Genomic DNA, 17998 nt, shown 5'->3' with positions numbered 1-17998 from the left:
TTGCGGGCCTCCCAATATAAGCGTGAGCCGCAATCGCGGCCTTACCAAGAACAACCCCCGGAAATCCGCTCGGGAGCCTTTTGCACCCAGACCGCAATAACGCAAAACCCGGATACAAATAACCGCGGAGACACAGGCCACCGCGGTTACGAATAATGGAGCTCATGGGCGGATTTGAACCGCCGACCTCACCCTTACCAAGGGTGTGCTCTACCCCTGAGCTACATGAGCTTACTCCAACTACCGGCAATCCAGCCGGCGCAGGCGGGGCCGCCTGCTTTCTTGCAACCTAAGCTGCAAGCTTCCAAATACCTTTCCAAGCAGGCTCCACACAATGGAATGGAGCGGGCAGCGGGAATCGAACCCGCATCATCAGCTTGGAAGGCTGAGGTTCTACCATTGAACTATGCCCGCGCTATCGCGTGCGAAAACCTCCAACCAAAAGAGCAAAACCTCTTCCGGCCTCGATGCCAGCACACAGGCATCTAAATAATGGTGCAGGGGGGTGGATTCGAACCACCGAAGCTTGCGCGTCAGATTTACAGTCTGATCCCTTTGGCCACTCGGGAACCCCTGCTCGAAAGCGGTGCGTATTTTCTACAGCGACCCAGTCGATGTCAACAAGTTTTTCCTTAAAATTCACACACTTAACTGAACTTCTTCAGTAGCCCGTGAACCAGGATGAAGATGGAGCTGACGAGAGGAGTCGAACCCCCGACCGGCTGATTACAAGTCAGCTGCTCTACCAACTGAGCTACGTCAGCATCTCCAAAATAGAGTCTCGCGACCCCGCTGTGAAACCCTAAGGCCCACTCACTTCAACGGTTGTTGATCCCCCCTGAAGTGGAGGCGGGATTCTAGGGGAAGTGATGGCGACAAGCAACAGCCTGTTGTCGTTTTTCTTCACCCCAGGCAGACATTTCACTGTTACTGCTCGGCACTGGCCTCACGTATCTCGCTACATACGTTTTGGCGACGTCCGATATCCGGGTAATCCAACTGTAGCTGCTGCCAAAACTCTTCGCCCACAAGCACTTGCGCGCCACTTTCCGCGGCAGGGGCGTCACCGCCAAGCACTACCCAGCGCTCCAGATACGTTTGCGGCTCTTCGCGGTATTCGGCGCTGAACCCACGCCCGCGCAACTCTTCAGTTAACGACTGTGCGCGCTCGATCTCGGAGAAAATACCGAAGGAAATGCCATTCTCTAGCGACCCCTTGGGGATGACATAGCTATCCACCCCGGCAGCCTGCAGCTCGCGCAGCTTGCGGAAGGCCTCTTTCGAAGAGTTCAGCGGTGCCAGGTAAACCCAGTAACGCATTTGCCCCTGCATCTCTATGTCGCGCAAATCCGCTTCGACCTGCAGCGCCTGCAGCCGGCGCACCACATCCTCACCCTGATAGGCCTCGGCAAACGGCCCGACCATAGTACACAGAGGGTCTGCGACCTTGCCGGCTTCGACCACCGGTTCCGCAGGTGACGGCGTCGCAACGGCAGGTGCCCGCGCCGCCAACTCTTCAGGATCCAACTCACTGACCAGAGATATGCTGTCAGCGCCGCGATCTGCCTGCGACACCACGACCGTCTTTGTCGGGGTGCGCTCAGTGGTCATAAACCAGCCGAACAAACCCAGATTCGCAACAACCAACAAGAAAAATATCCAGCGCATAGGGACTTCGTTGCTCTATTCCACGTAATTAATTGGGGCAGGGCACTAAATCTCTGCGAGATCCGCGTATGCCAGGCCATCCATCACCAGTTCATCCACGACCTCAACCACACTGTGATTGGGGGTTTGCCGCAACGAGGCAATGAACGCCCCATCACCGCCGGTAACCAGCAGCCTGGGCGCAGCGGCTTCTGTGCCCGACACGGACTGCAACTGCCGCAGCAACTCGCGCTGCGCCATCTCAACCGCGCCCAACACCATTAATGGCAGACCATGATTGACCGCCTGCTCGGTATTCATGCCAGGCACGAGGGGCATGCCGCGGGAGAATACCGCATCGACCTTTACCGCATCGGTATCGGCGTACAGGGCGCGCCGCATCAGCCCCAAGCCCGGCACAATGTAGCCACCCAGGTGCCGGCCGCCATCGCCCAGCAAATCCAGGGTAACGGCGCTGCCGCAATCGACCACCAGTGCCGGGGAGCTATCCCGTGCGAAAGCCGCCAGCACCGCCAACCAGCGGTCCACCCCCAGGCGGCCAATCTCCTGATAGGCGCAGGTTACACCAGCACACTCGGGCGAAACTCGGGCAAAGGCCACAGGAACGGCAAATTCCTGCTGCAAGCGCGTAGCGATCTGCTGCGCCACCTGTGCCCCGGCAACATTGCCGCAGCGCACGCGTGTTGGCCGGTGCTGAAACCAGGCATCCGGCAAATGCTCGGCGGACCACCAGGGGCCCGGCGCAAATGCCCCGCGCGTAACCACCTGAGAAACGCCCGCAGGCGCAACGCGCAACAGGCGCCACTTGCCACGGGTATTCCCCTGATCCAGCTCCAGAATCATCTCAGCCAATTCTTCGTTCTCAAACCGTTGCCTCACTGCCCCTCAGCATGCAGCGGGATACAGAGGCTCATTCAATCTACCTGTCACGACAATCTACCTGTCGCGACAAACTACCTATCACGACAAGCTTCCTATCACGACAAGCTTCCCGTCACGACGCGGGGCGCAGGGAAACCTCACCACCATGGAATACCTGCGGCTGGCCATCCACTTCCAGCACCAGTGCGCCGCTGTCATTCACCCCGCGCGCCACACCACACCAGCGCTGCTGCGCCGATTGCACGCACACCTCAGCACCAGAAAATTGGTCCAGTGCCGACCAGGCCTCGCGCCAGGGTGCAAAACCGCTCTGTGGGTAGGCCGCCAGCATTGGCAACAGCTCATCCAACATGGCCACCACCAGTGCATTGCGCGAGATTCCGGGCTGGACTTCCTGCAGGTCAATCCACGGCTGGCCAATCGCATCCGACACCGACGCCGGCAAGCGCATGTTCAAGCCAATACCGACCACTACACCACAGCGGTCGGTCAAGTCACCACTCAATTCCAGCAGCACGCCCGCAAGCTTGCGCCCGCGGCACCAGACGTCATTCGGCCACTTGAGCCGCACGTCGGGTACATCAAAGCGCGACAGCGCCCTGGCAAGCGCAACACCCACCGCGAGGCTCAAGCCCTCCAGCAACTGCACGCCGCCATTGAACTGCCAGCCGATGGAAAGACTGACCCCGGCAGCGAACGGACTCTGCCACTGTCGTCCCCGACGGCCGCGCCCGGCCGACTGCTGTTCAGCGAGCATTACCATGCCGTGGCCGCGACCACCTTCCAGCGCAGACAATACCCGCGCATTGGTCGAATCCACCAGGTCGAACACCTGCAGCCCGGATAGCAGAGCTGCTGCATGCGGTGCCAGACCACCGCGAATGTTTTCCTCAACCAGCAGGTCCAGGCCGCCCGGCAGGCGATAGCCACGTCCTTTCACCGATTCAACCTGCAAACCGAAGGCCTCGAGCTTCTGCAACTGCTTCCACACTGCCGCGCGGCTCACACCCAAGGCTTCGCCCAGCGCCTCACCGGAGTGCACATGGCCGTCCGCCAGCAGGTCCAGCAACGGGCGCAGGGTACCGAGCGCTTCATTTTTGGTGGACACCGGCGAGCCAGAGAAGTCAGGGGAACTCAAGCGTTTTACTCCAACAGATGAATTGGCCAAGCGAAATCAACGGTAAACACGAAAGTAGCGACGACCGAGAGCGGTGAGAATTTCATAGCCGATGGTATCTGCGGCCACCCCCATCTGGTCCACGGTCAGGGATTCATTCAGCACCTCGATAATTTCCAGTCGCGCGCGCTGCGCTGCAGTCAGCGTGGAAATATCGAACACCGAAGTGTCCATGGAGACACGCCCGATCATGGGCACCTCAATGCGCCGGTCATCAACGATTGCGCAGCCGCGACCACGACCACTTTGCGCACGCAGTATACCGTCGGCGTAGCCCCCGCGAACGACCGCCAGCCAGCTACCGGCGGCCACGGTTTGCGTAGCACCGTAGCCCACCGCACAGTCGGCAAAAATTTCCCGTTGCTGCAGTACTGGCAAACGTAAATTAACCACTGCACTCATAGGGTTGGTCGCCGCAGGTGTTGGGTTAATCCCGTACAGCGCGGAACCCGGGCGCACCAGATCAAAATGGTACTCCTCACCGAGATAAATGCCGGAGGAGTTAGCGAAGCTGGCACGCACCTGTGGCTGCAGGCTGCGCAGCTTGGCCAGCAAATCCTTAAACAAATTCAACTGCTGCCGATTCTGCGGGTGCGCTGCCTCATCGGCACAGGCCAGATGACTCAGGAATAACTGCACATTGGCGCCTGCCAACAGCGGCTTATCCTGCAACAGCTGATGAAATTCAACGGTGGTCATACCCAGCCGGGTCATGCCGGTATCTACCTTGAGCGCACAGGGAGCGGCGACACCATTCGCATCTGCCGTGGCCTGACACCACCGGCGCATCTGCTCGATGCTGACCAGTACCGGTATCAGCCCCTCTGCCGCGCACTCTGCCTCGCAGCCGCGGCGCAAACCGGTTAACAGGTAGATGCGCACGGCCTCGCGTGCAGCATCTGGATCCGCTAACTCTTCCGCACAAGCCTCGGCAAAACTCTTCGCAACAACAGGCTCCAGCACTGACCGCAACTGTCGCCCCTCGGCGAGAGTGGCAACAAAAAACTCCCGGCACCCGGCGCGATAGAGTGCCGGGGCAACCTGTTCGATACCCAGCCCATAGGCATCGGCCTTGACCACGGCACCGCAGCGACTGCGGTCGGCGAGCCGGGCGCGCAGCGCGCGATAGTTGGACGCAACTGCCCCCAGGTCAATTCGCAGTAGCCCTTCGCATTCCTGTTCCGATATCGTCACCGATTACCCCAACACACTCATTTCACACACGCGCTTCACGTGCGCCTCACATGCGCCCCACATGCGCCATGAAACCACCTGAAACCGCCTGGAACCACCTAGGCCGCGGTCAGCAGCGATTCCCGCCGCAACGCCCTGGCCCCCAGCAGGACTGCCACCGCCACACACAATAATGTGACCGCGGAACCCGCCAGCACCGCCGGCAAAGAGACCACTTCGCCAACCAGTAAATCCTTCAGCCACTGCTGATGACTGACCAGAGGCACCAGCTGCCAGCCTCCTTCCAGGCTCACCTGCGCCATGTCCAGTGCCATCAGCAGCACCAGCGGGGCTATCTGCAAAATACTGAGCTGAGTCTGTGCATCTTTGAACGACTGTGAGCGCAGGGCCAGCAGAATTTGCAACACAGCCACCAGCAGCGCCAGCGGCACCAGCAACAGCCCCATGCTGACAACACCAGAGAGGGTGGTCGCCTGCTGGATACCGAGCTCGGCCAGTGGCATCAGCGGCATTAATAGTACCAGTGCGGTGATCGACATCAGCGATCCGAGCCAACCCAAGCTCGCCACCGCCAGCATCTTCGCCGTGATCACCTGCCACGCCGGCAGCGGCTGCAACAACAGCGTCTCCAGACTGAGGCGCTCACGCTCGCCCGCAGAAGTATCCACAGACGTCGCGAGGCTGGCGACAAACAGGGTGAGAATCAGGATCCCGGGAACCATCGCCAGCAGCAGCGCACCTCGTGCGGATGGGGTACTGACATCCCGCATCTCCAGCTTCCATGGCGCCAGTACCTGGGTGGCAACCCCGCGCGCCACGAGACGCTGGGTGACCACCAATTGCTGCAGGGATGCGAGCCGCTCCTGCAACTGCCGCTGTGCGCGGCCACTGCTGGTATTGGTCGAGTCTACATACAGGTACAGCGACGGCGCTAAAAAGTCGCGATAGCGCTGCTCAAACTCGTCGTCGATAACCAGCACCAGGTGATAGCCCTCACCAAGCAGGCTGCGCGGCTCGTCATCGTCGAGACTGACCACCTCCATTCCGGGGCCAGCCAACTTTTCGGCCAGCACCGGCGCCTGCGCGCTTCCGAGTACCGCGACCCGGGTTACTTCCTCGGCCTTTTTCTTGATCATGAAGGTAGAGCCCCCGGCGATCATCACCGGAAACAGCAACGCAAAGCTCACTGCCATAATCAGGGCGCGCCGATCGCGCCACGCTTCTAGGAACTCTTTGCGCAACAGCGGCAACATAAGCTGGAGTTGCAACATCGTGTGTGAATTTTCTTTCGCACCGCGCTTCGAATTGGCACCCAGCATCAAACCACCTCCTCGGCAACCGGCGCGCGCTCACCGTAGGCCAGCGCCACGAAACTGTCTTCGAGATTGCCGCAGCCGGTCTCTGCGATCAGTTCATCCGGAGACCCGCGGCCGACAATTCTGCCCTGCGACATCACCAGTACCCGGTCCGACAGCTCTGCCACCTCCGGCATCACATGACTGGAAAACAGGATCGCGGTGCCAGCAGACCGCAGGCGCAACAGCGTCCGCCGCAGCAGGCGCACCGCCAGAACATCCAGCCCACGCGTGGGTTCATCGAGAATAAGGTGCCTGGGCTGGTGCACCAGCGCCCGCGCCAACGACACCTTCATCCGCTCACCCTGGGAAAACCCGCCCATACGCCGCTGCCACAGGCTCTGTAGCTCTAGCTCCTCGCTCACCGAAGCCAGCGCGGACTTGAGCGCGGCCCCAGAAAGCCCCTGCATTCGCGCAAAAATATCCAGATACTCGGCCACGGTGAGACGCTCGTAGAGCCCCTCGCGATCACCGACCACCCCCAACTGGCGACGCACGCCCTGTGGATCAAGCGCCGGGTCTACACCGCCCACCAGCACCTGCCCACTCTCCGCACGCAACAGTCCACACAGGATCCGCAAACAGCTGGTTTTGCCGGCGCCGTTGGCACCAAGCAGGGCCGTGATACGAGCATCGGGCACCTCAAAACTCAGTTCCCGCAGCACCGGCTGGCCGGCGAACGACTTACTGATACCTTGCACCTGTATCATGGCTGCGCCTCCTCTGTTGAGGCCGCAACCTCGCTCTCCGGATTAAGCTGGGGCTGTTTTTCTTGTCTCAACTCTTGTTGCACCTCTTGTTTCAACTCCTGCTGCAAAGAGGGCCCAAACATACCGGCCATAAACGGCGGGCGCTGAATATCGGCGACACAGTCCTGGTCCAGCGGCTGGCCGCCACTATTCAAGAATTCTTCCATCAGGTCCGGAATACAGCCGCGCGTACTGTTGATATGCCCACCGCCCTGCACAATAAGGTGCTGGCGGTTTTCCAGGTGATCGAGGGCCTGCTCGGCGTAGAGTGGCGGCGTGATCGGGTCTGCGCTGCCGGATATCAGCAACACCGGATGCGATCGAGGCTCGCTCACCGGGTACGCGCGCGCAGGCACCGGCCATTGCGCGCAGCCGCGTACAAATGGCTGCACAAATGCCTCGCCGAGGAAGGTGCCCGCGGCATCGGCAAGGATTTCACCGCGCTGCAGTCGGCTTACTTCTTCGGCGCAGGCCACAGAGAATGTGAGGCCCATCGCCATACTGCCCTCCAGCCTGGCAAACAGCCCAACAATACCGGACAGCGGCAACAGATTTCCTTTGGCGGCCTGGTCGATCGCGAACGGCAGATGCGCCGCCACGCTAGGATCATACAACGCGGTACGCACCGCATTCGCCAGCATCCAGCTCTCGACCGGTTCCTCAGACGGGCGGCCGGTGAATGGATCCGGGAAGCTGACCGCGCTGGCCCTATCCCAGTTCGCCAATATCAGATCCAGCGCGCTGCGCCAGTCGCCGAACCCCCGGCACACCGGGTCCGCGGAACAGGCTTGCTGCAGTTCTACCAGCGCAGCTTCCGCGGCCTGCGCGGTGAGGAAGACCTTGCTGTCGATAGGTGCAACCCCATCCAACACCAGGCTTCGCAGGGACTGTGGATACCACTGCTGGTACAGAAGTGCCGTGCGGGTGCCCCAGGAGCCGCCCCACAGGCTGATCTTTGCGTGCCCCAGTGCCAGGCGCACCTGCTCCAGGTCCTCCACCGCCTGGCGGCTGGTGAGCGCCAGTGGTCGCTCCGGATCCGCCCGGTAGCAATCGGCCAGCAGTGCGACAAAGCGCTCGATATCCGCCGGCGGTGAGTCACTCAGGCCACAATCGAATACCTGCGAACGCCCTGCGCCACGACGGTCAACAAACACCAGGTCCCGCTCGCGATTGAGCTTGCGCAGGGGATTGAGCAGCTTTACCAGATCGGAGGATGCCTGCCCCGGCCCGCCGGCGAGCAGGTACAAGGGCTCGCGCTGGGCCTCGCTCAGCGCCGGTGCCACCAGTACGGCGAGCTCCGCCGCTTGTCCCTCCTGCAAACCCGTCACGGGTATCGAATAGCAGCGCAGCGCATCCGCCCAGCCACTGCCATGACACAGCGTCGGTTGCAGTGCCGCAGCACTTGTCGGGCCCGCCTGGGCCTCGGTCAGCTGGGCAGCCACCGCTGCCCCGGCGAACAGGCACAGGGCCGCCGCCGCAATCCGTCGTTTCATTTCCCTAGTCATTCGCTACGGCTTCTTCCCTGATTGTTTTCCAGTACTGACGCATCGATGTTCATTGCCGCAGTCTACCGGAGTTTTCGCCCCATCGCTGCGCTATGCCTCCACAAGGCCGTAGCGTCAATTGGCCCCGAATGGTATTGTTTGCGGTCGCTTGATTACAGAACAACCACTGCGAACCCGCCGAAATGAGCTTTTCAGACAGAGAGAAACAACTGGTACGGGCTGCTTTTGCCTGGGGCCAAATCACCCAGAAAGAAGGCTATACCCTGTCTGACCTGGAAATTGAAAAGTCGGTACTGTTCCGCCGCCTGCTTGCCGGCCGCCCACCGCTGGCCTTTCCCCCGCCCCTGCGCCACGGCTTCCCTTGGTATGACGTGATCGAGGGTCGCAGCGAACACGTGGTAAGCGCCTCCGAAGCCTCCCCCGAACACAGCTTTATTGCACCTGGCAGCAAGCCGGGAGACACCTACATCCTGATCGACGGCGCCTTCTGGCGCGTGGCCGAAACCCTGCGCGAGCGCGAGGATTACCTGGTGGAGTGGGGTGAGTACCCGATGCAGTGGCGCTTGCAGAAGCAGTGGGAGGTCAACTATGAAATGACCCAGCAGCTGCACAACTTCCGCCAACAAAACCCGGAAGCTAACGTGGACCTGGCACCCGGCGGCGGCCAACGCGAATACAGCGAATTCCGCGTAGATGACGACCAGACGGTTTGGCTCTCGGAGTGGCACCTCACCCGTATCGGCCTGCCGGGCTGGGTGTGGGTTGGCAAAGCGGTGGATGCCGCCCCCGCAGACCTGGAACTGGCTTCCATGTGTCAGGATCAGGGTGGCCCCCTGGTACTGGGTGTTGCCGGCGCCGAGCGCGGCCCGAGCTGGCTGCGTATCGAGGAGGCCGATGGCGACTCGCGCTACATCAAGCTGGGTGAGGACCTGGAATACAAGAAGGTAATTGCTTCGGCGGTCACGGAGTTCGACCGCCTGCTGCAAGGTATTCGCGGCGAAGTACTGGAAGTGATGGATCGCCGCGGCGACGATTTACTGCGCCGCTACGAAGTCCCCATGCATCTGGCACCGCTGGAGCACTTTGATTTTGCAGATGTAAATTACGATCTGGTACCGGATAACGCCTACAACGGGTAACTCAAGGCCAGGTGAGACCTCGTAGCACTTTCCCTGGCGGCACTGCCGTTGGGGAAGTTTGCGACGCAGCGTACAGGGACGTATTCACAGCGGTTCCAAAAACAACACCCCGGTGCTACGGCGCCACTACAGGGTCGAAAGAAAAGCGGAGTTGAGAATCAGCACTACAGCTGAATCAATCCACATCCCGCCCGCGCCCCGCGCGCAGCAATTCAAACCACTCTTCGCGATCCAGCTCAAATTCCAGTGCAGACAGTGCCGCTTCCAGTCGCTGCGGGTTGCCGCTACCCAACACCGGAATCATGTTCGAGGGGTGCTTCAGCAGCCACGCCAGCGCCAGCTGCATAGGCCCATCTTCGGCATTCAGGCCGCGCGCCGCGCTCAAGCGTTTGAGCTCCTGCTGCACACGTACCGCGTCTTCATCGGTCCCACTAAACAGGCGACCGCCGGCAAACGGTGACCACGCCATGGGAATAACGCGATGCTGCTGGCAGTGGTCCAACTGACCGTCGAACATCGCAACCGAGTGCAGCAGTGACGCCTCGATCTGGTTAGCCACCAGCGGCGCAGACAAACGGGATTGCAGCAGGTCAAACTGGTGAGGCAGGAAGTTGGATACACCCAGCTGTTTTACCTTGCCCTCTTGCACCAGGGTCTCCAGCACCTCGGCCAGAGCGTCAGCATCCATCAGTGGATCCGGGCGGTGCAGCAGCAACAGGTCCATTTGTTCCACACCCATATCGCGCAGGCTGGTTTCAACGGCCATACGCACGTGGGCGGCACCGGTGTCGTAATGGTTGATGCGCGCACCGGAAGCTTCGCCGGCGAGCCGGATACTGCACTTGCTGACAATTTCCATGCGCTCGCGCAGCTGCGGCTTTAGGCGCATGGCCTCGCCAAAAAACTGCTCACAGCGGTAATCTCCATAGATATCCGCCAGATCAAACGTGGTCACTCCCAGATCCAGCATGCGCTCAAACAGGGAAACGCGCTCGGCCGGTGAGTAGCCCCAATCGGTGAGACGCCACAAGCCAAAGGCAATGCGGGAGAGAGAAAACTCAGGGGCGAGAGAGGAAGAAACGCGCTGCATAAAAAAATCCGCTGGATCAATGTGATTCCAGCGGATTTTCACATAAATAGCGGAGTGAATGATCCTCCCCCGCGGAGGCTTACCCTGGCCTAGGGTAGTTGCAGGGTTTCCGCGATATCTGCCCAGGACACCAGCTTGAAATTCTGGCTGGCACTGGGCATGCGATTGCGCCCGTCCTGCACCACCAGTAATCCCTGTGGATACTGAGCACCAAGCGCCGCACTGGAAACTTCCAGGCCGTCGGTCTCGGAGCTGCCGTCCAGTCCCTTGTCCAGGTTTATATCGACCTTGAAATGCCCGACAAACTCGCTGCCATCGCGATTAAACAGGGCATAGCTGTTGTTGCCCTGGCTGGACACCACCAGATAGCTCTTGTCCGCGGCATGATAGAAGCCCATGCCTTCCACATCCGCCGCCAAGCGCTCGCCGTCCACCGGCGCGATCAGCTGCGGCTTGGCCTCGCCAGCGAGATATGCGGCAATATCCAAGCGCCAGATGCCGCCGTCCTCTTCGCCGAAGAACAGCATCTGCATTTCGTCATCCACCACGCAGCCCTCCACTTGGCTGGCGACTTCCAGGGTGGCCAACTTGCGCAGGCTCCAATCCACATTGCCGGTGCCCGGAACAATCTGCAGCAGCTGCACAGCGCCCTCCTTGTCCGACACCCAGGTCATCAGGTCGGCACCTTTACGGTACACGCACAATCCATAGGGGTCTTCCATGTCCAGGTTGCGCAGCCCCAGGTATTCCACCGCGCCCGCAGCGGTAATACCAAACAGGCTGACGCCCGGGTCCGTGCGGTTGGTGGCCGCGGCAATGGCAACAAACTTGCCGTGCTGCATCGGGCGCAGGTCCACATTGTTCACCCGGCCGACTTCGAAGTGCTCCACCAGCTTGCCATTCAGGTCGTAAACGCTGAGACCGCTCTTCTTGTCGGTACCGAAAATCAGACTGGCGCTGGGCTTGGCCGGGTTCACCCAGATTGCCGGGTCATCGGCGGCATCGCCGCCGGAGGCCACCGGCGCGGTCTGGCCACTGGCGCGCACCCGCGGAATCTCGACCGGGCCGCGAAATGCCTGCACTTCTGCAGGCGGCTGCGGCAGGGACACCGCAAAACGATGCACCTGATCGCCCTCTTCCTCTAGCGCCAGCAGCGCCTCACCCTGCACCGCAGCGGACACCGGTTCTATGTCGGCAAGCGCTTCCACAAACAGTGGCCCCTTGGCGGGATCGTTGATATCAAAGGCCATGACTTTTTCCGCGGCGGTCAGCCACAGGTTGCCGTTGACCTCATCCAGCCATAGGCCACCGAACTCACCATCGGGCAACGCGCTTGCCGCAATAAATACCTGCCGCGCCTCATCGGTTTCCGCATCGGCATTCAGGCTCCAGATACCTAGCGGCGGCTGGGCAACCAGCAGCTTGCCCCTGCGATCATCAACCACACAGGAGGAAACCTGTTCGCCGAAATACAGCGGCCGCAGGCCGGTAAACGTCCAGGCCTGTTCGCGGGGATGCACCACATACTCGTGACCAAGACCGGTTTCATCAATCGCAAACAGGTGCGTACGCCCCGCCTGCGAGGAGAAACACATGGCGACTTGCGGGGCGTTCGTCGGCATTGCCGCCAGGTAGCGGATCCGCGGGCTCCCCTCCTCCACATCCAGCAGGCGCAGCTGCAGTTCACCATTGTCTTCGTCGTAAACCGCGATCAGCCAGCGGTCTTGCTCCAGCGGGTGCAGGGCGAAGCGCTCCACGGTGCCGCCATCCAGCGCCAACTTCTCGCTGCCCTCCTTGTCCACCAGCACCAGCCCGCGCTTCTCGCTGGCCAGCAGCAGGTATTCGACCCCGCCCAGGGCAAGTGGCGCCAATTGACTGGACACCACATCGGTGAGCGCCAGCTGGTGCTCGGACGCGATGCCTTTGGGCTTCGCCGCGTCATTGCCGATCTGCGGTCCGCATGCGCTACACAGGGCGGCGACAGCCAGTATGCTGAACAGTTTGGGTAAGGTTTTAAGCGCCATATTTGCTTCGCTTCGCAGGTTTTAACTGTGCAGGCCCGGTGTCATCGCGTGACAGACCGCGCCATTTCACCGATCAACTTATGCCGTGCCGGTGACTGACACATGGCAAACAGATGAACAATGAATTCCATGTAAAAAAATAGCAGAAAGCCCAGGCGCTCCAGGTTCCCCCGCAACGCCCAGGCCTGCTGCTGTGACCCCGTGCACCAATCTACCCAACCCTTCCGCCGGGTAATTAGCACAAACAGGTCGCCAATAGCCCTGTGTTAGAAAGTGCTATAGGTCACGCCCAGTACATAGGCAGGACCGTACTCTTCGTACTGGCCGTTGTAGCCGCGACGATTGGCGTAGAAAGGTTCATCGGTCAGGTTGACCGCGCTGAAGAACAGCTGCACACCATTTTCAAAACGGTACTTGGCGGACAGGTCCACCTGCATGTGGGTATCTTCGTAGAGGTCGAAGGCCGCGTCTTCCAGATCCACTTCCAGCAGGCGCTCGCCCTTGTAGGCAGTCGACAGACGCAGGCTCAGGGCATCGCGCTCATAGCCAACGATAAAGTTGGCAACCAGATCGGCTTGCGATGGCAGAGCAACCTTGCTGCTGCGCTCGGCATCGGCGCCCAGGCCCAGGTCTGCTTCGGAGTCGGTCAGGGTAGCGTTGGCGCGCAGCAGCAAGCCATTTTCGAAGCCGCGCGTCCAGGCCAGCTCGGCACCGCTCAGTGTGGCCTCGTCGCCGTTCATCGGCTGGAAAATTTCCGCTTCATCCACGGTCAGGCTGCCCACATACAGGCTGTAGTCCGCAGTGCTGGACACGTCCGCAGTCACAACAAAGTTGTCGATCTGCTTGTAGAAAGCACCTAAGGAGAACATGCCCAGGGCGTCCGCGTAGTACTCGAAGGAAGCGTCGAAGTTACGGGCTTCGTAGGGATCCAGCAGCGGGTTACCGGCTTCCACCTTCAACTCGCCTTCATCGTACTCGACTTCTGCCGGCGATGGATTCAGCGCGCCAAAGGACGGGCGGGACAGGGATTCGGTGTAGGCTGCGCGCAGCACGATGTTATCGCTGTAGTCGAACTTCACGTTCACACTCGGAAACAGCTTGCTGTAATCGTTCGTGTATTCCACTTCCGACACGTAGACGTCTTCGGCAATCTCAACGGCACCGGGGATCGCTTCACCGGCCTCGGCCACGCGGAAGCCCTGGCCGGAAAAATCGGTTGCCTCGTAGCGCACGCCGTAGACCAGGTTGGTGCGGCCGAAGTCGATATCGTTCATTACGTAAACCGCGGAGATATCTTCACTCATCACGTAATCGCGCGCGGAATCCAGTGCGGTGTCGGTCTCATCAATTTCAAAGCTGGCCAAGTTCGCATTGATAAACGCGTTGATAGCACTTTTACTGACGCTCGGGCCAAGGGCACCCAGGCCGTAATCGATGCCGCTGGCGGCAAAGTCGGCAAGGGTGTAGTCACCGCCGAAGCCGTCGTAGATGGTGGCATTCAGGTCGCCGGTTTTTTCCCGGCGACGCTCATGCAGGCCCAGTTTCAATTCAGACGGATTGCCAACCACTTCAATATCACGACGGAAGTCGATTCGCAGGCTGACTTCTTCGTCGTCGGTGTAGTTGTCCTCGATCACCAGCTCGTCGAGTGCGTAGCTGGCCGCATCCATGGCACTGGCATCCGCCGCAAACATCTGCGGAATTTTACCGGCGCGGGTGTAACCCAGTTCTAGGCCTTCCTGCACGAAAGTGGTGTCGCGGCGATGGGGTTCAGACTCCTCCGCGTAGGAATAGCCCAGTGCGTACTCCACGCCCCAGGTATCCATGTCGTGGGCGCCACCGGCAACCAGCGAAAGAATTTCCTGCGCTTCGTAACGGTCTTTCAGCTCCTTCTCCAGCGCTGCGTCGGACCAGATGGCGGAGTTGGCAGAAACACTGGACGGATCGTCATTTTCTTCGTCCAGCTTGTAGGAATTACGCTGGCGTTGCTCGTCGTCAGAAAAATCGGAATACAGGCTGTGCAGGTACACTTGCTGGCCTTCGCCAACTTCCAAGTCGAAATTTGCCGCGAGACCGGTACGCTCACGGGTCACGGTGTAGTCGCGCTGCTCGATTTCCGCCGCGGTGATGCCCTCGCTGCCGTCCAGCGCGGTAAATTCTTCCCACACACCGTCGGTTTCGATGTTCTCGGAGCCGAAGTTACGCTCCTGATGCGATGCGGCAACCGCGACACCCAGGGTGCGACCGTTCAAGTCAAATTTAGTGGTGTAGGTGCCGGCAAACTTCGGGCTGTTTTCGCCCTGCAGTTCGCTGTAGCCATTCTCAATACTCACCTTGTAGGTCTGACCGTCGTAATCCAGCGCATTGATGCTCTTGATCTCGATGGCACCGCCGATGGAGTCGGCGCTCATGTCCGGCGTCAGGGTTTTGAATACTTCGAGGCTGGCGAGAAGGTCCGCAGGGATGACGTCCAAAGCCACCGCGCGACTATCGGTTTCCGGCGCTGGCAGACTCATGCCATTGATGGTGGCGGCATTCAGGTTTGGATCAATACCCCGCACACCGACAAAGCGGCCTTCACCCTGGTCGCGGGAAATAAACACGCCCGCCATACGCTGCAGCGCTTCGGTGACGTTGGCATCCGGCAGCTCGCCGATGGCTTCAGAGGTCTGTACAGCGACGACTTTGTTGGATGCCCGCTGGCGCTGAATGTCACTGCGCGCATTGGCGGCCTGTGCGGTGACCACTATGGTCTCCATCAGTTCGCCTTGTTTCTTCTGGTCCTGTTTGTCCAGACCGTGTCCCGGCACTTCCTGTGCGCCCGCATTGACAGTGAGTATCGCAGCCGCAAGCGGCGCCAGCATTTTCAAGTTAAATACCGTCTTAGTCATAGTCCCCATTCCCGTTGGAGGTAGTGTTTAAAGCAGAAGCGATTGAGCGACCGGTAATTTGGCGTTTACACGCGAGCCCGATCTTTTGATTTGCGAGCGCAGGCTAGACTTGAGATATGAATCTTGCGTTACGTTTTTTTTAACTTTGTCATATTGCGCCGCTAGGCTTAGCGCCGAACCAGTCAAGAGTCGGTCAAGAGTCAGTTAGATTTAGCGACAACCTGCTTCTGGCACCGCGACTAGTCCCGAGATCGGCCCCGAAATTGGTCCCGCGATTTGTTCCGCGATTGGTCCCGCAAAGCAACACAATAAATTTTGGTGAAACATTTATGACCGACTACGAAAACGGTGACGGGGAGTCACCTGACATTCAACGCCGCGCTTTGTTGAAGTCCATTGGCGCTACCGCAGCGGCCACCGCCAGCGCGGGCTTGTTGCATGGCTGCAGCGAGAAAAGCAGTCGGCAAGACACGCACAACTTAGGCTTCCGCGAGATTCCCCACGGGCTGGACTTCAAGCATCACCTGCCAGATGGCTACAGTGCGGACCTGCTACTGCGCTGGGGGGACCCGCTGGATGCGTTTGCCGGCGCTTTCTCCCCCGACACGCTCGACGCGCGTGAACAAGCCCGCCGCTTTGGTTACAACAACGATTTTCTCGCGTTTATGCCTCTGGATCCGGATGCTGCGCCCGGCGAAGGCCACCGGCATAGTGTGAGCAACAACAGCACGCGCGGCCTGCTGTGTGTAAATCACGAATACACGCAGCCGCATTTGATGTTCAGCGGCTACACCGAAGAGAGCTCGAACCGCGGCACCAGCCATGCACATATTGCGGTGGAACAGCAAGCCTGCGGGCACAGCGTCGTCGAGATTGAACAGACAACAGAGGGGTGGCAGGCCGTACTGGGAAGCCCCTATAACCGGCGTATTTCACTGACTACCCAAATAGCGCTGGTCGGCGAGGCTGCTGGTGACACACGCCTGCAAACCAGCGAGGATCCCAGCGGCAAAAAGGTATTCGGCACGGTAGGTAATTGCGCCGGCGGCAAGACCCCGTGGGGAACGGTACTAATTGCCGAAGAAGGCTTCGGTGGCGCATTTCAGGGCGATCCGGACAATGTCGCCGACGAGGTGGAGGCACGCAATCACCACGCGTTCGGCATCGAAGCGGAAAATCGCAACTGGGGCGATTACGATCGCCGCTTTGACATCACCATTGAACCAAATGAGCCCAACCGCTTTGGCTGGATGGTGGAATTCGATCCCTATGATCCAAAATCCACGCCGCGCAAGCTCACCGCGCTCGGCCGCTTCGAGCACGAAGGCTTTACCGTGGTCAGTAAACCCAATGCACCGGTGGTGGCGTACGGCGGCGATGACGACGAGCACCAGTTTGTGTATCGCTTTGTATCGAAAGAGAACTACCTGCCGCGCAATAACATCCACAACCGTGATCTGCTCACGGAGGGAACCCTCTATGCCGGCCAGTTTCGCGAGGGCGGCAGTGGCACCTGGTTGCCACTGATATTCGGCCAGGGCCCACTAACGCCGCAGAACGGCTTCCGCAATCAGGCAGATGTGCTGATCGATTGTCGCCGCGCGGCGAAGCTGATGGGTGCCACCCCCATGGACCGCCCGGAAGATGTGGAAACCAACCCGGTAAACGACTGCACCTATGTGATGCTGACCAAGAACAGGAAGCGCAAGCCCGGGCAGGAAAATGCCGCCAACCCACGGGCGCGCAATACCACCGGGCATGTCCTGGAGATTGTTCCTCCCGGGCGAAATGGCCAGCGCGATCACACCAGCGACACCTTCCGCTGGAATACGTTTTTGCTCGGTGGCAACCCCAACGCAGAAGACCCGGCCGAGCGCGGTGCTTATGGGCAACAGCCCGGCAACCTGTCGCCACATGGCTGGTTTGCAAATCCGGACAATGTCGCTTTCGATTCCAGCGGCAATATGTGGATCGCCACCGATGGTTGTGAGGATTTCGGTTTCCACGATGGCCTCTGGGCCATGGCCACCGAAGGCGAACTGCGCGCAGCGCCCAAGCACTTTTTCGGCTGCCCGGAAGGCGCTGAGATTTGTGGGCCGGAATTCACCCCCGACGGAAAAACCCTGTTTGTCGCCGTGCAGCACCCGGCGGATGTGGATAACTCTACCTACGACAATCCACTGCACCGCTGGCCGGACAACGATCCGGACTTGCCGCCGCGGCCATCGGTACTGGCCATCCGGCGAAATGACGGCGCTACTATTGGCAGTTGATGGGATTCGCAGCTGATGGGATGCCGTAAGCCGCACGCTTGGCTAGTATTT

Annotated in this window: 12 protein-coding genes and 4 tRNA genes; 2 read left to right on the top strand and 14 right to left on the bottom strand. The window is 60.1% G+C overall.

The window, feature by feature from the left end:
* Nucleotides 1-156: 156 nt before the first annotated feature.
* The 11 genes from AS89_RS0100525 to AS89_RS0100475 form a co-directional block, all read right to left on the bottom strand.
* A tRNA-Thr gene (locus AS89_RS0100525) sits at nt 157-231 on the bottom strand.
* A 109-nt stretch (nt 232-340) separates the two neighbouring features.
* Nucleotides 341-414, bottom strand: a tRNA-Gly gene (locus AS89_RS0100520).
* Between the two features lie 79 nt (nt 415-493).
* Nucleotides 494-577: transfer RNA gene (locus AS89_RS0100515), tRNA-Tyr, on the bottom strand.
* Nucleotides 578-688: 111 nt separating this feature from the next.
* Nucleotides 689-764 (bottom strand) — tRNA-Thr (locus AS89_RS0100510).
* A 163-nt stretch (nt 765-927) separates the two neighbouring features.
* On the bottom strand, nt 928-1668 hold the full coding sequence (locus tag AS89_RS0100505; protein ID WP_010130260.1) for an SPOR domain-containing protein: 741 nt from the start codon (nt 1666-1668) through the stop codon (nt 928-930).
* Nucleotides 1669-1713: 45 nt separating this feature from the next.
* Nucleotides 1714-2511: a type III pantothenate kinase gene (locus AS89_RS0100500; protein WP_010130259.1), complete on the bottom strand. Its 798-nt coding sequence runs from the start codon at nt 2509-2511 to the stop codon at nt 1714-1716.
* A gap of 151 nt (nt 2512-2662) precedes the next feature.
* Nucleotides 2663-3688, bottom strand: coding sequence for a bifunctional biotin--[acetyl-CoA-carboxylase] ligase/biotin operon repressor BirA (birA, locus tag AS89_RS0100495; protein ID WP_010130258.1), 1026 nt, complete (start codon nt 3686-3688; stop codon nt 2663-2665).
* A gap of 36 nt (nt 3689-3724) precedes the next feature.
* Nucleotides 3725-4921 carry an alanine racemase gene (gene alr / locus AS89_RS0100490; protein ID WP_010130256.1) on the bottom strand — a complete coding sequence of 399 codons (1197 nt, stop codon included), beginning with the start codon at nt 4919-4921 and terminating at the stop codon, nt 3725-3727.
* Nucleotides 4922-5019: 98 nt separating this feature from the next.
* Nucleotides 5020-6192 (bottom strand): ABC transporter permease, encoded by a 1173-nt coding sequence (locus tag AS89_RS0100485; protein ID WP_100169205.1) that lies wholly within the window; start codon nt 6190-6192, stop codon nt 5020-5022.
* A 47-nt stretch (nt 6193-6239) separates the two neighbouring features.
* Nucleotides 6240-6986: an ABC transporter ATP-binding protein gene (locus AS89_RS0100480; protein WP_010130254.1), complete on the bottom strand. Its 747-nt coding sequence runs from the start codon at nt 6984-6986 to the stop codon at nt 6240-6242.
* Nucleotides 6983-8518: an alpha/beta fold hydrolase gene (locus tag AS89_RS0100475; protein WP_010130253.1), complete on the bottom strand. Its 1536-nt coding sequence runs from the start codon at nt 8516-8518 to the stop codon at nt 6983-6985. The genes AS89_RS0100480 and AS89_RS0100475 overlap by 4 nt, the downstream gene beginning before the upstream one ends.
* A gap of 194 nt (nt 8519-8712) precedes the next feature.
* Here AS89_RS0100475 and AS89_RS0100470 point away from each other — a divergent pair, with 194 nt between their 5' ends.
* On the top strand, nt 8713-9669 hold the full coding sequence (locus tag AS89_RS0100470) for a hypothetical protein (protein WP_010130252.1): 957 nt from the start codon (nt 8713-8715) through the stop codon (nt 9667-9669).
* Between the two features lie 175 nt (nt 9670-9844).
* Here AS89_RS0100470 and AS89_RS0100465 read toward each other — a convergent pair whose 3' ends face one another.
* The 3 genes from AS89_RS0100465 to AS89_RS0100455 form a co-directional block, all read right to left on the bottom strand.
* Nucleotides 9845-10759 carry an aldo/keto reductase gene (locus AS89_RS0100465; protein ID WP_029249664.1) on the bottom strand — a complete coding sequence of 305 codons (915 nt, stop codon included), beginning with the start codon at nt 10757-10759 and terminating at the stop codon, nt 9845-9847.
* A gap of 89 nt (nt 10760-10848) precedes the next feature.
* Nucleotides 10849-12783: a phytase gene (locus AS89_RS16500; protein WP_010130249.1), complete on the bottom strand. Its 1935-nt coding sequence runs from the start codon at nt 12781-12783 to the stop codon at nt 10849-10851.
* Between the two features lie 266 nt (nt 12784-13049).
* The gene (locus AS89_RS0100455) at nt 13050-15674 is read right to left on the bottom strand and encodes a TonB-dependent receptor (RefSeq protein ID WP_010130247.1); all 2625 of its coding nucleotides are present in this window, start codon (nt 15672-15674) and stop codon (nt 13050-13052) included.
* 329 nt (nt 15675-16003) lie between these two features.
* On the opposite strand from AS89_RS0100455, the gene AS89_RS0100450 reads away from it, so the two are divergent.
* On the top strand, nt 16004-17947 hold the full coding sequence (locus AS89_RS0100450) for a PhoX family protein (RefSeq protein ID WP_010130245.1): 1944 nt from the start codon (nt 16004-16006) through the stop codon (nt 17945-17947).
* Nucleotides 17948-17998: the final 51 nt, after the last annotated feature.

Source organism: Microbulbifer agarilyticus S89 (genome assembly GCF_000220505.1).
GTDB classification, from domain to species: Bacteria; Pseudomonadota; Gammaproteobacteria; order Pseudomonadales; family Cellvibrionaceae; genus Microbulbifer; species Microbulbifer agarilyticus_B.
The sequence above is the reverse complement of the archived record's forward strand: the minus strand, read 5'-3'. Positions and strand labels throughout refer to the sequence as shown.

Bases quoted from the DNA above. Each gene is read 5' to 3' on its own strand.
- AS89_RS0100455 (WP_010130247.1), bottom strand. From the start codon at position 15,674: ATGACTAAGACGGTATTTAACTTGAAAATGCTGGCGCCGCTTGCGGCT.
- AS89_RS0100450 (WP_010130245.1), top strand. From the start codon at position 16,004: ATGACCGACTACGAAAACGGTGACGGGGAGTCACCTGACATTCAACGC.
- AS89_RS0100480 (WP_010130254.1), bottom strand. From the start codon at position 6,986: ATGATACAGGTGCAAGGTATCAGTAAGTCGTTCGCCGGCCAGCCGGTG.
- AS89_RS0100475 (WP_010130253.1), bottom strand. From the start codon at position 8,518: ATGAAACGACGGATTGCGGCGGCGGCCCTGTGCCTGTTCGCCGGGGCA.
- AS89_RS0100465 (WP_029249664.1), bottom strand. From the start codon at position 10,759: ATGCAGCGCGTTTCTTCCTCTCTCGCCCCTGAGTTTTCTCTCTCCCGC.
- AS89_RS0100485 (WP_100169205.1), bottom strand. From the start codon at position 6,192: ATGTTGCAACTCCAGCTTATGTTGCCGCTGTTGCGCAAAGAGTTCCTA.
- AS89_RS0100470 (WP_010130252.1), top strand. From the start codon at position 8,713: ATGAGCTTTTCAGACAGAGAGAAACAACTGGTACGGGCTGCTTTTGCC.
- AS89_RS0100505 (WP_010130260.1), bottom strand. From the start codon at position 1,668: ATGCGCTGGATATTTTTCTTGTTGGTTGTTGCGAATCTGGGTTTGTTC.
- AS89_RS0100500 (WP_010130259.1), bottom strand. From the start codon at position 2,511: ATGATTCTGGAGCTGGATCAGGGGAATACCCGTGGCAAGTGGCGCCTG.
- AS89_RS16500 (WP_010130249.1), bottom strand. From the start codon at position 12,783: ATGGCGCTTAAAACCTTACCCAAACTGTTCAGCATACTGGCTGTCGCC.